Origin of the sequence: Arthrobacter sp. LjRoot78 (assembly GCF_964254335.1) — a bacterium.
GTDB lineage: Bacteria > Actinomycetota > Actinomycetes > Actinomycetales > Micrococcaceae > Arthrobacter.
Genome location: NZ_CAXUTG020000001.1, coordinates 1,896,810 through 1,910,246 on the forward strand (window position 1 = coordinate 1,896,810; position 13,437 = coordinate 1,910,246).

The following is a 13,437-nucleotide window of genomic DNA, read 5'->3' on the forward strand; positions in this document are numbered from 1 at the left end:
CATGTCCTCGCTGCTACGCCGCGCTATAGCCTTGGCATCGATCTTGTCCGTCGGACTACTCGGGCCCGTCGGCCTCTCGGCTTGCACCGCCACCGAGGCACCGCCCCCCGCATCGACTACCGAGACGTCGCCCCCCGCATCGACTACCGAGACGTCGCCCCCCGCATCGACCACCGAGACGCCGCCCCCCGCATCGACCACGGAGGCTCGCACGGTCCCACCGCTGCCGGACAGCGGCGACATCGACGCTGGTACATACCTCGTCACCAGCTTCGCGGAGAATTTCGAGATCACCGTCCCAGACGGCTGGTCGGCCGACGGCGATGGCCTGGGAAAGGACGACCCGGATCACCCGGATGATATGGCGGTTTTCGTGGGTTGGTGGCCCTCCGACCATGTGCCGACGGACGCATGCGCGTGGCAGGGCTCGCTCGTCGAGGTCAATCGGTCGGCTAGGGCCTTCGTCGACGCGATGACGGCCCAGACGTCAACGTCCAGCACCCCTCCCGTCGAGGTCGTGGTGGGCGATTACTCCGGTGTCGAGTTCGACCACTCCGTCGAGGGCGACGTGGACATCAAAGCCTGCGACAACGGTCAGTTTTGCGTTCACTCCGAATACTCGAACCTATGCACCCGCTGGTACTCGACCGCCGCTGAACGGGAAACCTACCGGGTGGTCAACCTGAACGGCCAGCGCGCCATGTTCTGGGTGGTCCAATTCCACGAATCGATCAATCCGGAGCTGACCAGAGAAGCACGCACCGTCTTCGACTCGATCGTGTTCAAGGTCCGACAGGTGACCAGCTGATGCGATAGGCGATCCCCGCCTGCGGGGCGCCGACCCCGCCTCGGAACCAACCCGACTGCTTCGTTGCGTGCTGTCAGTTTCCGAAGTCGCATGCACTGGCCTTCCCGTGATTTCGGGGTAGTCCAGATGACTTGTGAACGCTGGATACTCCGCCGCGCAACGGCTTAGTGCAGGGGACTTCTGATATTCAGTGCAGACGACTTCTGAAAATGACACGTATACCCAAGATGTCTCACCCGGCCATTGTGCCTCAGAAACCCCGGGCCAGCACCCCGCTGAGACGATCCACGGTGAGACATCTTTCCAAGACACGGGCCGGCCCGGGACGAGGCCGATTCCTTTTGCGTGCAACATGTACGGTGACGCTATGGCCATTTCAAAGCACTCTTGCACTACCGTGGACAGCAGGGCTCACGTCGTCCTTGGAAGACCCTCATAATGCCCGGCAGTCTTGACTTTCGCATCCAAGTCCTGATCTCCTTCCAACGAGCACTCTGGGACATGGTTACGCCGCCCTTGCGTGGCGTCGCGATTCTGCTTGCCGAACCATTGATCGAAGCCAGATTCATCTACGAACACGAGCCCACCGATGACCAAGTTCAGATTGTCGCTGAGGTAGAAACCTACGTCATCGCCGACTTCACGCCCCCCACGAACGTCAGCTTCAAGGCGGTTGGGGCATTGCCGCCGGCTCCTCGAGAGCTCCTCCCTAGGGAGGAGTGGATTTATCTTCGCCGCGAAGCTGGTATCGAGGCGTGACAACTGTTGGACATATAACTGCGGACTTGTTGGCGGGTTCGAGCGGGGCCGGCATGTTAAGGGCCGCTTCCCCTTCGAACCTCACTTCAGCTAGCGAAGGTCTGGTGAATGTGCGGGTTCCAGGCACCGGAGGCGACATATAGCGCCATGAAATTGCCGCCACTTATCGCGGCGATTCACACACATCTACAAAACGACCGGTGAATCCGGACAAGGGATCCTTTACCGGACGGCGGCAGTTATGGCTGCATGAGCCCGCTTGCCCGGGTCCTGGCGTGTCTCCATGTCGAGCAACCTCGAAACCCGCTTCGCTCAGCAGGTCCCCCATCTGCTCGGGGGACCAGTAGTACGCCGTTGTAACAGCGTGCGGGAAAGAATCGCCCGGAGACCCATCGAAGAATCCGACGAGTAATTGCCCGCCCTGGGTGAGGGCGCGAGAGATCTCCCTGAGCACCAAGGACAACTCGTCCGGTGGCACGTGTATGAGGGAGTACCAGGCCAGCACACCATGCCGTGATCCATCTGGTACGTCTAAATTACGGAACGATGCAACGCGAAAAGGCACTCCAGGAAAGCGTACGCGGGCGCTCTCAAATGAATTCGGGAACAAGACCGATTCCTTGTACAGACGCGCCGCGTTGATACAGGAAGTCGGTCCAATGACCGGGTCCACACCCGGCATCAATCAGTTGGCCGTCAATACTCGGTGCCCACCGTCCGATGCGCTGCCGATCTTTCTCGTGCATGTCCTCAAGGGAACCAAGAATGCGCGTGTACTCGGCGGCACGCACCCCATACGCGGCTCGGATGGATTCGCTCCCCATACTGACGAGCGTATCGGGGGAGGAACAACACTGAATAGCATACCCGCCGGGGTCCGCTAGCTAGCGGATCTCCTTGCGGCATGCGCTATGCGCCAAATAGCGCTGTGAAAACACCGCCGCTTACCGCTAAAAGTCACATCCCTTCATTGGCGCCAAACCGTCTCACGAACGGTCGTTCGTGAAGTGTTCCCCTCCCGACCTTTCCAGCTGACGGTAGGCGCCCATACTGAGAGTGAATGTCACTCGCTCAGGAGCGCGTCGGGCTGCTTCCCCAGCGAGGGGGCGAAGGCCATTGTTAAAGATACAGAGCCCTGCGATTTGAATCGAAGGCTGCCATGATCCAGGCCCTGCTGTGCAAGCTGAACATTCGGCACGATTGGCATCTCGAACATGCCGAAGACGGCGGCGTGTATAAACGCTGTCGTCGATGCGGCAAGGATGACGATAGCGGCGGCGGAGGAACAGGAGGCAACTACAGTGCCTGGATAGGGCCGACGGCAGGAGGGTGAGGCCGGCCGTCCCGCAGGTACATGAATGCCCCGGCGGATTATGGTGTTCTAGCTAGCACATGCTCCTGACTGTCTGCAGGACAGCGTCCTCCATCTCGGGGACCAGCGCAGGCGCGTCTGTGACGTTCAGCTCCCGCGGCGGAAGTACCGTAACCACCGTCACCTGCCGGTGGCCGTCTAAGGAGGACACGGATTGGACACTGTACGGCCCTCCGCCCCCGGACACGAAGACGTGGCGTGTGCCCGGGCAGATGTCGTCGCTTGGACGGATGCCACCCAAAGAGAACGGCTCGGCCTCAATCATGCTCTTCCACGTTTCCTCGCGGATGAGCCGACCTGTGGTGAGCGCCGCCACGAATCTGCTGAGGTCTTCAACAGTTGAAATGACCCCGGAATCAGCCGACCCGGCCACGGCGTCAATACGGGTGAAGTCGCGCTTGTTCCCGTCCTCCAGCACGTACCCATGCAGCATGGGCTCGGGCGGCTGCCCTACCGCCGCCAAGTGGGTGTTGCCCATTCCTGCCGGCTCAAACACGTCCTTGGCGAGAACCTCTCCGAGTCCGCGGTTGTGTTTGCTTTCCAGCAGCCAGCCCAGTACTTCCCAGTCCGTTGCAGACCACGCAGAGTAGGACACTGGCCCTGGCGGCAGGTCCACTCCGGCCGCAATCCGGAGCCGTTCCTCGAAGGTCAAGTGGCGCGTTTGGAGCTCGTCCAGGCTTGCGGACTCAATCAGGGGTGGAAAGTAGTCGGGCAGGCCCGACGTGCTGCCCAGCAGGTCCCGCACCGTGATCCGCTCCCACCCGGGGAAGATGACTGTGAACTCGGGCAGATGAGCGGAGACGGGGTCGTCCAGACGCACGGTGCCGACCTCCACCAGCTTCATCACGGACACGGCCACCATCGGCGTCCCCGCCCCGATGATCCACGTTTTGTCCGTAGGGACCGCCTTCTTGTTGGACTCCAGATCATTCACCCCGGTGGCCCTTAGCTCCTCCTGGTCTCCATTCCGCACATGGAAAACCACAGCAGTCGCACCATGCGCGGAAGCGTCGACGGCAAAAGCTTCCAACGCCGGGGCGAGCTTCGCAACCGGTGTGGTGGCTGTTTCGTCAGGGGTGCCGAACGTGCAGCCGGAAAGCACAAGAGCCACGGCTAGCGTTGCAGCGCGCTTGTTCATCACGGAACCGGACCCCATGGATTGCCCGGGCGGTCTCCAGCCTCGAGGTGCCCCGACCACTTGGCGCTGTGGCGGTCGTACTTGCCGCACTTAGTGCAACGCCGGCGGAACCCGCCGTCGGGCGTCCTTTCCGCCAGCCAGTGGTGGCCGATATTGAGCCTGCACAGCAGGGCCCGGATCATGACCACTCCTCTCCGAGAATGTGTCGCCCAGCCCACTTCCAATTATGTTCCCGAAACTTCTGATTGGATCTTCAGGAACCCGAGCACCACTTGCGTTTGCATGACTTTTACTGCTACCTCGAACAAAATCACTCAGTCCCGTCGGCATGCGGGGCACCGAGAGTGACAATTAGCGCCATGAAAACGCCGCCACTTATCGCTGCGAGTCACAAAGATCCCCGTTTCCAACAGCTCGCTGCGAACACCACGATTCTCAAATCCACCTGTTCTTGAAATCCTTTGTTTGTGAGAACTCTGGAGATCCGCCCTCACGCCCACGCTTCGGGATGAAAGACCGGCTGCGTCCTGATACGCGTGTCCTAATACTTACGTCATCTAAGACGCACATATTGTCGATTCATGGACAGCAACCAAGCTGGCGAACTGGAAGGGCAGACCTCGATCAACGAGCTGCTCGATGCGCCGATCGGCAATACTCATATTCAGATGGCGCTGCCGATCCATGTTCAGCTCCGGGCAGGGGAATTCCGACGTCTGTAGCAGTGACCTCGCATCGGCCGGTTCACCTTTCGGCACTCAGGCCCAGTTGATGCCACGGCGCCTCGGCGGCTTCCGCTTTTGAAGACAACTGTTGCCCCCTGCAAACGATCGCCCATAGGCTCGTCCATGTGAGTGGCGGGGACGGTATTCCGAAAAGCGGAACCGCCCAGCGACCCGTGAAGGACATCAAGCATGGCAACAGGTACTGTCAAGTGGTTCAACTCCGAAAAGGGCTTTGGTTTCATTGCCCCCGACGACGGAAGCGCTGACGTGTTCGCACACTATTCGGCAATCGCATCCAGCGGTTACAGGTCCCTGGACGAGAACCAGAAGGTTCAATTCGACATCACCCAAGGCCCCAAGGGCCCCCAGGCTGAGAACATTCAGCCGCTCTAGCAGTCCCCAAGAGACTGGTCAGCCGTTAATGGCCGGCCAGTCTCTTGCTGTGTCCGGAGGCGAGAGTAAACTCTTCCTGGGCATCCCTAGGATTCGCATCTGAACCTCGGCGCCGTAATGTGGGGTGGCCACCCGGCTGAGAAGTTCATCCGCCAGGTGTGGCAGGGGTATTCGCCCGACAGATCGATCATGCCGCTGATGGCCGCTGTGACCGGGCTTGCTGCGGGTGATGGCCGTGCTGGGCCGTCGGGGAGTGGGACTGGGCTATACGATCCTCAGCTGATGTTGTCCATTGGTGGGTTGCTAACCCATTCCTGCCGGCCCGGCCCACGCTCCTGGTGCGCCCGTTCCGCCGCCGCCGCGGTCATCATCCTTCCCGCAGCGCAGACAGCGCTTGTAGAGGCTGCCGTCTTCGGTGTGCTCGACGTGCCATTCGTGGCGAATGTTCAGCTTGCACAGCAGGGCCCGGATCATGGCAAACTCCGATCTTTATTTCCAATAATGGCCCTGACGCGACCGCCGGAGAAGAGGGGAACTGCCGGGCCGGCAGGTACTACGCGTCGCGCAAAATGTCCCAAGCCAGCGCCCACCATAAAAAGGAAAGTTTGTGATGGCTAAAGTCCCGGGTCCTCCACCATCGACGGGTAAACGGACAAGTGAGTCGTTGATGATGGCTCGACTTCTGTCGTTCCGTGCAGGAATTCGACTGCACAGGCGCCCGCGGAATTCCGGGGTAGTGCAGACGAGCATGGACATTGAAATGTCAGCGGGAAAATCCTCTGGTCATGCAGCCTGTGTAGGCGTATATTCCGTCCATGGCGGAGGATCCTGTTGAGACGAACCCGATGAATTACCGGGTGGCTTTTGAAAACGAACGCGTCCGCGTGCTTGAGTACACCGACTCACCCGGGCATAAGACCACAGAGCATAGTCACCCCGACAGCGTGATGGTTACAGTCACTGCTTTCCGTCGCCGTATTTCTTCCGAGGGAAAGTCCATGGAGGTGGAGCTACCCGCCGCAGTCGCCCGGTGGTTGCCTGCCCAGCACCATTCCGGAGAAAACATCGGGGAAACAGACACGCATACCTTCTTTGTGGAGCTTAAGGAATCCACGCTGCCTACGAACGATGAGGCGGAGTATCTAGGACCAAGCGAGTCCTAGGAGTTCCCTGCGAGCCCAATTGGTTCCCGGTTTCGTTCACTGCCGCTGTCCCTTTGACGAGTAGAAGGAACTGTTGATGACTGTGCCACCACCGACGAGCGATGACCTGCCCCTAAATTCCGATATGCCGACGCCGGGCCACAGTGTTGTCGCAGGGATCTTCTATACCTCCGGCCGCTGGTCGGTTAAGGCGGGTCATGAGGAGGCATTCGCACGGGCGTTTGCGGAATCGGGGGTAAAGGATGTGGATCCTCCAATTCGTGGCCTTCTTCAGCGTCCACGGCTACTTCGCGATCTCAATCAGCCCCGGAGCTATCTCAGCTACGCGGTGTGGGAGACCCGGGAAGCGATCGAGGAGTTCAGGTCTCGGCCGGATTTCCCGGCAATGATCGCAGGGATGAAAGAACATCTAGATGACATGCAAATCTCCACACTGGAACTGGTTCTGGGTCAGGAACTGACGGCCATAGGGCTGGATTCCTAACAACTGCGGGTGTAGTCCGCTCCTGACTGAGTCCGACGAACGTCGGAAGATCTGCCGGTGCATAAGCCCCCGGCGTAAGCGCAGGTTTTACCCACTTGCGGCGCATGTGGCTGAAGAGGTTCCCAGTTTCTCCACATTTTGGAGAAACTCCGCATCGTTCCTGTTAGCTTCGAAGTACCGGGGGGTTTGGCTGCTAATGCGGTGTTTCCGCGAGCTGGCAAATGTTGGCAGTGCTTGATCTTCCGGGTTTTTCATCCTCACTCCACTTCCATCGAAGGTCTCAAACCCATGCGTAGCTTTTCCCGTGTATCACTTGTTGCCGTAGCTTCCGCGGCGCTGATCGGTTCCTTGGCTCTGCCTGCTTCGGCGGCCGACACGACGGCGACCGTCGAGGTTCCGGTTGGTTCCCTTTCCATCTCAGCTCCGGTCGGCGCGGACCTCACCATGATCACGCCCGGGAGCAGCGCGTCGGCGACACTGACCGGTGTCGAGGTCATCGACACCCGCGCCGGCGAGGCTGGCTGGGCCGCCCAGGTTGTTCTGTCCGACTTCGTGGGAGCCACCCCGAGCAACGTCATCCCGGCGACCGCGGCTGTTTACACTCCGGCGGTTGCTGTTCCGACCGGAACTGTCACCGTGGACGGGACCACCCGGGCGGACCTGTCCACCCCTAAGACTGTGCAGGCTGCCATGGCCGTGACAGGGAACAACACCGCGACCTGGAATGCGGACCTGAGCGTCACCGCCCCGGCGGATGCCCTGGCCGACGTCTACACGGCAACGCTGACCCACTCGGTCCTCTAAAGCCTTCAGGCACGCGCCACGGTTCAGGGTGCCGCCGGAACGACGCTCCGGCGGCACCCTGAACGGATCCACGACCCGCTCCACTTCCGACGAACAAAACCGAGGTTCCCGTTTTGCGTTTCCTGTCGACACTGTTCATGATGATCCTGCTTTTCTTCTCAGCTTCGGTTTCCGCCGTGGCAGCGGAACCGGCGCCTGGTGGCATCGGAATCCGGCTGTTGGATATCCCGGCGAGCACCAAAGACGATCCCCGCGCACGGACCTACATCATTGACCGCCTTGCACCGGGCAGCGAGATCAGTCGTCGCGTCCAAGTCGAGAACAACACCGGCGCCGCGCAGACGATCCGCCTGTATGCCGGTGCAGCGCACATTGACGGTGGGTCTTTCATCGGGGAGGACGCCGGAGCACACAACGACCTCACTACCTGGACTGTTGTGGGCCGGCCGCAGATCGACCTGCCCGCCGGAGGCACGGCGGAGGTTCCTCTGACCATCAAGGTCCCTTCCGACGCCCCGGAAAGCGAACAGTACGGCGCCGTATGGGCGGAAGTGCGCAGCGCGGCCGACAAAGCCGGCGTCGTGCAGGCCAACCGTGTCGGGATCCGCGTCTACCTCTCCGTCGGGCCGGGCAACGGCAGACCGGCTGACTTCAGCATCACCTCTTTGAGCCCCTCGCGGGACCAGCACGGGAACCCGCAACTCAGCGCGCTGGTGAGCAATACAGGCGGACGGGCGCTGGACATTACCGGCGACTTGCGGCTCACGGCGGGTCCCGGAGGGCTGTCCGCCGGACCCTTCGGCATCCAGAACGCTACGACTATCGCCCCGGGAACATCCCGGAATGTTATCTTCACGCTCCCGCAGGAACTCCCCAACGGGCCATGGACTGCCAGGATCGCGCTGAAAAGCGGTCTGCTGGAACGGGAGGCATCGGCATCTGTCACATTCCCCGACGCCGGCCCCGGCGAAGCCGTGGCCCCGGCTGCGGACGGAGCAGTTCCCTGGCTCGTCCCGGCAACCGTCGTCGCCGCGCTGCTCGCCGCGGCGCTCCTGACATCGTTCCTCCTTCGCCGGCGCCGCCGGCGCCTGTCCGGCCCGGGGATGGCTGCTTCGGCTGCCGGAAAACGCGCCCCTGGCCGCCGGAGCGCCGATGTCACACGGTAAGCCGCCTGCCGGTCCTGCTCCGCGACATGCATCCGACGGCCCCGGGCCGGGCCGTCCCGCCCCTGTGGCGGCCGCCCCACCGGGGCAGCTTCCCGGTGATGCCGCATTCCGTCTGTCGTTGTTTGCCCCCGAGCTGGGCTTCCAAGACACAGCGGCCGGCCATACCGGAGGCCGGGCCGTCGTCATTGGTGTGCTCGCGGTCCAGGCAGTGTTGGCCCTGAGCGCCGGGGCCGCTGTGCTGCTTCTGCCGCCGGGACTGTCCACCCTTTCAGGGCTGCACATCCTGGCGGGATCACTGATCGTGATCCTGGCATCCGCCGTCGTCATTGGTCTCATGAGGTTCGTCAGGTCTCGCCGTCGGGAGAGGATCCGGGCGCGGGGCGCCGCCGAGCTGATCGACACTGTATTGTGCACGAGCAGGGAGTGGCTGTGGGCGGTCGATGATCTGGGCTACTTCACCTTTTCCAGTCGCGCGAGCGGAGTGTTGTTCGGTTTTGAAGCCTCGGAACTGATCGGCAGGCACTGCAGGATGGTCATAGAGGCGGAGGATCTTGTCCGGGCCCGGGAATCCGTGCAGTCCTCGAAGGATGCTGAAACGTCCGTCTGGACGGGTGTGGTCGTCCGGTGCCGCCACCGGGACGGGAGCACCGTCTGGATGGAATCCTCGGGCAGGACCAGACCTCCGGCGGCCGGACAACGGGGCGGAGTCCAGGGCACCAGCCGGCTCCTCGCGCCCAGGACAGCAGCGGAGTCCGCGGCCGATCACAGCAGGGCCCGCATCCGGGAAGTCATCGACGGGCAGCTCATTATGACGGCATTTCAGCCCATCCACGATCTGCGGTCCGGGAGGGTTATCGGCGTTGAGGCCTTGTCGCGTTTCGTCAGCGACGACGGGGCCTCCGCGGACTACTGGTTCGATAAGGCCGCGGCCGTCGGGATGGGCACGCAGCTCGAATTCGCGGCGCTGGAAGCCGCGCTCGTGGCGGCGCGCACCCTGCCTGCCAACATGTATCTGGCGTTGAACCTGTCCCCGGCCACGTGCCTGGACCCGAGGCTGCGCAGTTTACTGGCCCTCTCGCCCGTTCCCGCGGACCGGATCGTCCTGGAACTGACCGAGCATCTTGAAGTGGAGGATTACGGCCGCCTGACAAGGGAACTGAAGTCCCTGCGGATGCGCGGACTCCGCCTCGCCGTAGACGATGCCGGTTCAGGGTTCGCTTCCATGCGCCACATACTCCACCTCCGACCCGAGATCATCAAGCTCGACCGCAGCCTCATCGCCGGCATCCACGACGACATCGGCCAGCATGCGCTCGGTGCGGCCATGGTTGAATTCGCCCGCCGGATCGGGGCGACCATTGTTGCCGAAGGCATCGAAACTGCTGCCGAACTTGCTGCCGTCAGCGGACTGGGCATGACGGCCGGGCAGGGATATTTCCTGGGAAGGCCCACCGTTCAGCCCGAGGAATGGGGCAAATGGTCTTCCGGGCCCGAAGGGTGGCACACAGGCGGAGGAGCGGCCCCCCGCTCCTCCGACGTCGTCGACAGAGGCCATGTTCCCTCACCCGTTCACCCGCCTCAAGACCGGACACGTCCGACATGACCGTAAAGGCACCCCCGGGCCGCCACCTCATCGACACCTCCAGTGATATCCCCGGCACGGGGTTACCTGAGCCGTTCCCCGGGCCCGCGAACGTGACTGTGTGGATCCCGGCCTCCCGGCTAGTATCAACCCCGGTTCCTCCAACGAGAAAGATCTTTTATTGTGGATTTCACCCGCTATGTCACCTTCCTTGGGATTTTTCTCTTCTCGTCGCTGGGGATCATGATCAGCGCAGGCCTGATTCTGCGCCACCGCGCCGCTTCGAGGGCCAAGGCCCGCGCCAGGAACAGCGGGGAGTAACGGACCATGCCCTACATTGACATCAATCCTCACCGTGCGCGGCCGAAATGGCGGGCATACGCCCTTCTGGGCGTGCTTTTGATCCTCACCACTATCGTGGTCATCGCGGCGCTGTCCGCCGGATAGTATTGGCCTGCGTTTCAGGCGCAGGAATCCGCGGGCGGTCCGCCGGCATCACGGATTCCGACCGGACGCCGCGGCCGTGACAAGCCTTTTCCCTTCCGCTCAAGGAAGCCACAGGGTTTCCGCAGGATCTACCTGTCGCGGCCAATTACGGAATCCGGGCCCGTAGCCTTAACACATGTCCAGTCCAGCGGCCGATGCCGGCGCCCCAGGAGTGACCCGAGCCGGTACAGGGTCGCCCGTAGGGCAGCAGCCGGCGATGCTGCTGCGCGGGGCGGAGGACCTTCCCTGGCTGGACCTGGCGGTTCTTGCCGAGCTGGAAGAAGATCTGGGCAGCCCGGACATTGCATGGAATTTCGCGCAGGATTACATCCGGATCTGGCGACGGCGCCGGGATGCCCTCGCGGCGGGCCTGGAGAGAGGTGAACGGTCAGCGGCGCTGGACGCGGTCATCAGCCTCCGGATATCGGCGGCCATGATCGGCGCGCTGCGGCTGGCACATCTCGCACAGACGCTGCGCGCCCTCATACAGGAAGGGGACCTGGAGCGATGCGTGCCGCTCCTGCCCCGCGTCGATGACTACGGAACCGCCACCGTCCACGAAATCCAGCACAAGTACCTGGCGAGGGCAGAACAAAGCCAAGCGCCGGCGCCGTTCAGCGCTTCATGACAGCCCGTCCGCGCGTTCTGCCCGGTCCGGCGCCAGCCGGTAGCCGACGCCGCGGACGGTTTGCAGCCACCGCGGCGATTCCGGGTCTTCGCGGAGCTTACGGCGCAGATTCCCGATGTGCACTTCAACGGCCCGCTGGTCGGAATCGCTGATGTAGGTGTCCGTGCTGTAGAAATCGCCCCGGACCACACGCACCAGCTCTGTCCTGGACCGCACCGCTCCTGCGGCACGGAGAAGGTCTTGAAGGAGGTCGAACTCGCTTCGCGTGAGTTCCAGGGCTTCTCCTGCGAGTGCAGCGGTGCGGCTCCTGGAGTTCAGCAAGAGCCCGTTGTGCTGCAGGAGGGCCTCATCCGGCTTCTCCGTAGCGTGTGAACGTGCCGGTACCTCTACGGGCGGTTCGGGTCTGGTTGGCTGGTGCCGGGGACGGCGCATCATGGCTCCGATCCTGGCCCGTACTTCCCGGGGGCGGAAAGGCTTTGTGACGTAGTCGTCCGCCCCGGCGTGCAACGCCGTCAGCAGGTCCGGTTCCTCGGTTCTGCCGGTGAGCATCATGACGTAGGCGTTGCTGAACTGCCGGATCCGCCGAAGAACTTCGAAGCCGTCTATGTCCGGAAGGCCAACATCCAGGGTCACGACGTTGGCCTGCGTGTTCCTGACAACTTCCACGCCCTCACGGCCGCCTGAGGCGGTATGCACCTCGAAACCGGCCTGGATGAGTACGGCCTGTAAAAGGTTCCGCATGTCGTCGTCGTCTTCTATGACAACAGCCACGCCCAAGTCGCTCATGGCCCCCCCACTTTTACCTGGTGAACTTCCCCGTATCAGCCCAGCACCGACACGGAATCCACCCTCGTTCCCAAGTTACAACGGAAAGCCTGCTTTGCATAACCTCCATTCCAGCCATAAATGAATGTAATTCAGTTACTTTTCGAGTTTCGAAGGGAAATAATGCGGGAAGGGCTCAGCGCGCACGGCTATTCGATACACGGAATCCTGCATCTCAACGAACTTTGCCCAGTTTGTGTACGCGTAAAGACCTGTATCACAGAGAGAAGATCTGATCCGCCACTCTCACATACCCACTGCATTCTGTGGCATTTGTGAGCAGATTAATATTTTGTCAATTTTTAGTGACTGAGGCATAAAGTTAGGTTATTCGCGTTTAGTGTGTGCATCGGTCCGGGGTTCCAGTCGGACGCGATGGCGGGGGCAGGGGGCGGGGGAGCATGGCAACGGTACCGATCGGGGCTACTGAGGCAACGCTCGAACTGACGGGTGGAATACTCCATCTGCGGTGGGCACAGGGTCAGTTCATCGACGAAGAAGAGGCCCGTGCAGCGGTGGCAGCGGCGGAGAAAATGTGCGGAACCCGCCGCTATCCCATGCTGGTCACCTTGGCCGCGCCCGTTTGGCTGAGCTGCAAGGCGCGGAGGATTCTTACCCTTCCCGGACCGGCCGACCGGATTGCCATTGTGGGGTCATCTCCGGTTGATGCTGTGATGGCCAGGTTTTTCCTGACCGGCAAAGCCTTGGCCTGCCCGGCGCGGTTCTTTACCTCGGCTGGCAAAGCCGTGGCCTGGCTTAGGGACGTGCCTCAGTGAGGCAATCTCCCGGATTGTTCGCTTTGTTGATGGGGGTCGAGGGATGAGTGGGAGGACAGGGGTGAGGGTGCATGGCCGGTAACGAACCTGACCAGCCTGAAAATGAAGTGCTCAAGGACTTGGTGGGGCAACTTGATGCAGTGCTCGATCGTGTGGGCCCTGCCCTGCGGGGCCGTCCACTGTTTGTTGTCGAAAAGGTACTGGCCCGCGAGCTGCGCCGGTGCATTCCGGCTGCCCGTTTCGGCGCGGACGATATAAGGCGGTGGTCAGGAGAAATTTCCAGCTGACGCTACCCGGGTCTTGATCCCACGGGGGTTCATCCACATTG

16 protein-coding genes are annotated in these 13,437 nt (G+C 62.0%); 13 read left to right on the top strand and 3 right to left on the bottom strand.

Going from position 1 to position 13,437, the window contains the following annotated elements; all coding sequences use genetic code 11:
- The first annotated feature begins 1 nt into the window (after position 1).
- Together ACSQ1X_RS08720 and ACSQ1X_RS08725 are read left to right on the top strand one after the other, a co-directional pair.
- Positions 2-808: a hypothetical protein gene (locus ACSQ1X_RS08720; RefSeq protein ID WP_436057350.1), complete on the top strand. Its 807-nt coding sequence runs from the start codon at positions 2-4 to the stop codon at positions 806-808.
- 438 nt (positions 809-1,246) lie between these two features.
- Positions 1,247-1,567: a hypothetical protein gene (locus tag ACSQ1X_RS08725; protein ID WP_436057351.1), complete on the top strand. Its 321-nt coding sequence runs from the start codon at positions 1,247-1,249 to the stop codon at positions 1,565-1,567.
- Positions 1,568-1,730: 163 nt separating this feature from the next.
- Here ACSQ1X_RS08725 and ACSQ1X_RS08730 read toward each other — a convergent pair whose 3' ends face one another.
- Positions 1,731-2,249 (bottom strand): class I SAM-dependent methyltransferase, encoded by a 519-nt coding sequence (locus ACSQ1X_RS08730; protein ID WP_436059302.1) that lies wholly within the window; start codon positions 2,247-2,249, stop codon positions 1,731-1,733.
- Between the two features lie 703 nt (positions 2,250-2,952).
- Positions 2,953-4,077 (bottom strand): serine hydrolase domain-containing protein, encoded by a 1,125-nt coding sequence (locus ACSQ1X_RS08735; RefSeq protein WP_436057352.1) that lies wholly within the window; start codon positions 4,075-4,077, stop codon positions 2,953-2,955.
- Between the two features lie 581 nt (positions 4,078-4,658).
- Here ACSQ1X_RS08735 and ACSQ1X_RS08740 point away from each other — a divergent pair.
- The 9 genes from ACSQ1X_RS08740 to ACSQ1X_RS08780 all read left to right on the top strand — a co-directional run bounded on the left by ACSQ1X_RS08740 (position 4,659) and on the right by ACSQ1X_RS08780 (position 11,508).
- The gene (locus tag ACSQ1X_RS08740; RefSeq protein WP_156372379.1) at positions 4,659-4,799 is read left to right on the top strand and encodes a hypothetical protein; all 141 of its coding nucleotides are present in this window, start codon (positions 4,659-4,661) and stop codon (positions 4,797-4,799) included.
- A 192-nt stretch (positions 4,800-4,991) separates the two neighbouring features.
- Positions 4,992-5,195, top strand: coding sequence for a cold-shock protein (locus ACSQ1X_RS08745; RefSeq protein ID WP_055802320.1), 204 nt, complete (start codon positions 4,992-4,994; stop codon positions 5,193-5,195).
- Positions 5,196-6,010: 815 nt separating this feature from the next.
- Complete coding sequence (locus ACSQ1X_RS08750) at positions 6,011-6,358, top strand: cytoplasmic protein (protein ID WP_436057353.1); 348 nt, start codon at positions 6,011-6,013, stop codon at positions 6,356-6,358.
- 76 nt (positions 6,359-6,434) lie between these two features.
- Positions 6,435-6,842 carry an antibiotic biosynthesis monooxygenase family protein gene (locus ACSQ1X_RS08755; protein ID WP_436057354.1) on the top strand — a complete coding sequence of 136 codons (408 nt, stop codon included), beginning with the start codon at positions 6,435-6,437 and terminating at the stop codon, positions 6,840-6,842.
- Positions 6,843-7,130: 288 nt separating this feature from the next.
- The gene (locus ACSQ1X_RS08760; RefSeq protein ID WP_436057355.1) at positions 7,131-7,646 is read left to right on the top strand and encodes a hypothetical protein; all 516 of its coding nucleotides are present in this window, start codon (positions 7,131-7,133) and stop codon (positions 7,644-7,646) included.
- A 137-nt stretch (positions 7,647-7,783) separates the two neighbouring features.
- Positions 7,784-8,812 (top strand): hypothetical protein, encoded by a 1,029-nt coding sequence (locus ACSQ1X_RS08765; protein ID WP_436057356.1) that lies wholly within the window; start codon positions 7,784-7,786, stop codon positions 8,810-8,812.
- A gap of 118 nt (positions 8,813-8,930) precedes the next feature.
- Positions 8,931-10,415: an EAL domain-containing protein gene (locus ACSQ1X_RS08770; protein ID WP_436057357.1), complete on the top strand. Its 1,485-nt coding sequence runs from the start codon at positions 8,931-8,933 to the stop codon at positions 10,413-10,415.
- Between the two features lie 162 nt (positions 10,416-10,577).
- Positions 10,578-10,715 carry a hypothetical protein gene (locus ACSQ1X_RS08775; RefSeq protein WP_436057358.1) on the top strand — a complete coding sequence of 46 codons (138 nt, stop codon included), beginning with the start codon at positions 10,578-10,580 and terminating at the stop codon, positions 10,713-10,715.
- A gap of 301 nt (positions 10,716-11,016) precedes the next feature.
- Positions 11,017-11,508, top strand: a complete 492-nt coding sequence (locus tag ACSQ1X_RS08780; RefSeq protein ID WP_436057359.1) for an Hpt domain-containing protein — start codon at positions 11,017-11,019, stop codon at positions 11,506-11,508.
- Here ACSQ1X_RS08780 and ACSQ1X_RS08785 read toward each other — a convergent pair.
- Positions 11,503-12,294 (bottom strand): response regulator transcription factor, encoded by a 792-nt coding sequence (locus ACSQ1X_RS08785; protein ID WP_436057360.1) that lies wholly within the window; start codon positions 12,292-12,294, stop codon positions 11,503-11,505. The genes ACSQ1X_RS08780 and ACSQ1X_RS08785 overlap by 6 nt on opposite strands.
- Before the next feature lie 440 nt (positions 12,295-12,734).
- Here ACSQ1X_RS08785 and ACSQ1X_RS08790 point away from each other — a divergent pair, with 440 nt between their 5' ends.
- Together ACSQ1X_RS08790 and ACSQ1X_RS08795 are read left to right on the top strand one after the other, a co-directional pair.
- The gene (locus ACSQ1X_RS08790; protein ID WP_055802337.1) at positions 12,735-13,109 is read left to right on the top strand and encodes a DUF7793 family protein; all 375 of its coding nucleotides are present in this window, start codon (positions 12,735-12,737) and stop codon (positions 13,107-13,109) included.
- A 71-nt stretch (positions 13,110-13,180) separates the two neighbouring features.
- Entirely contained in the window at positions 13,181-13,396 is a 216-nt protein-coding gene (locus ACSQ1X_RS08795) for a hypothetical protein (RefSeq protein WP_436057361.1), read from the top strand.
- The last annotated feature ends 41 nt before the right edge of the window (positions 13,397-13,437 follow it).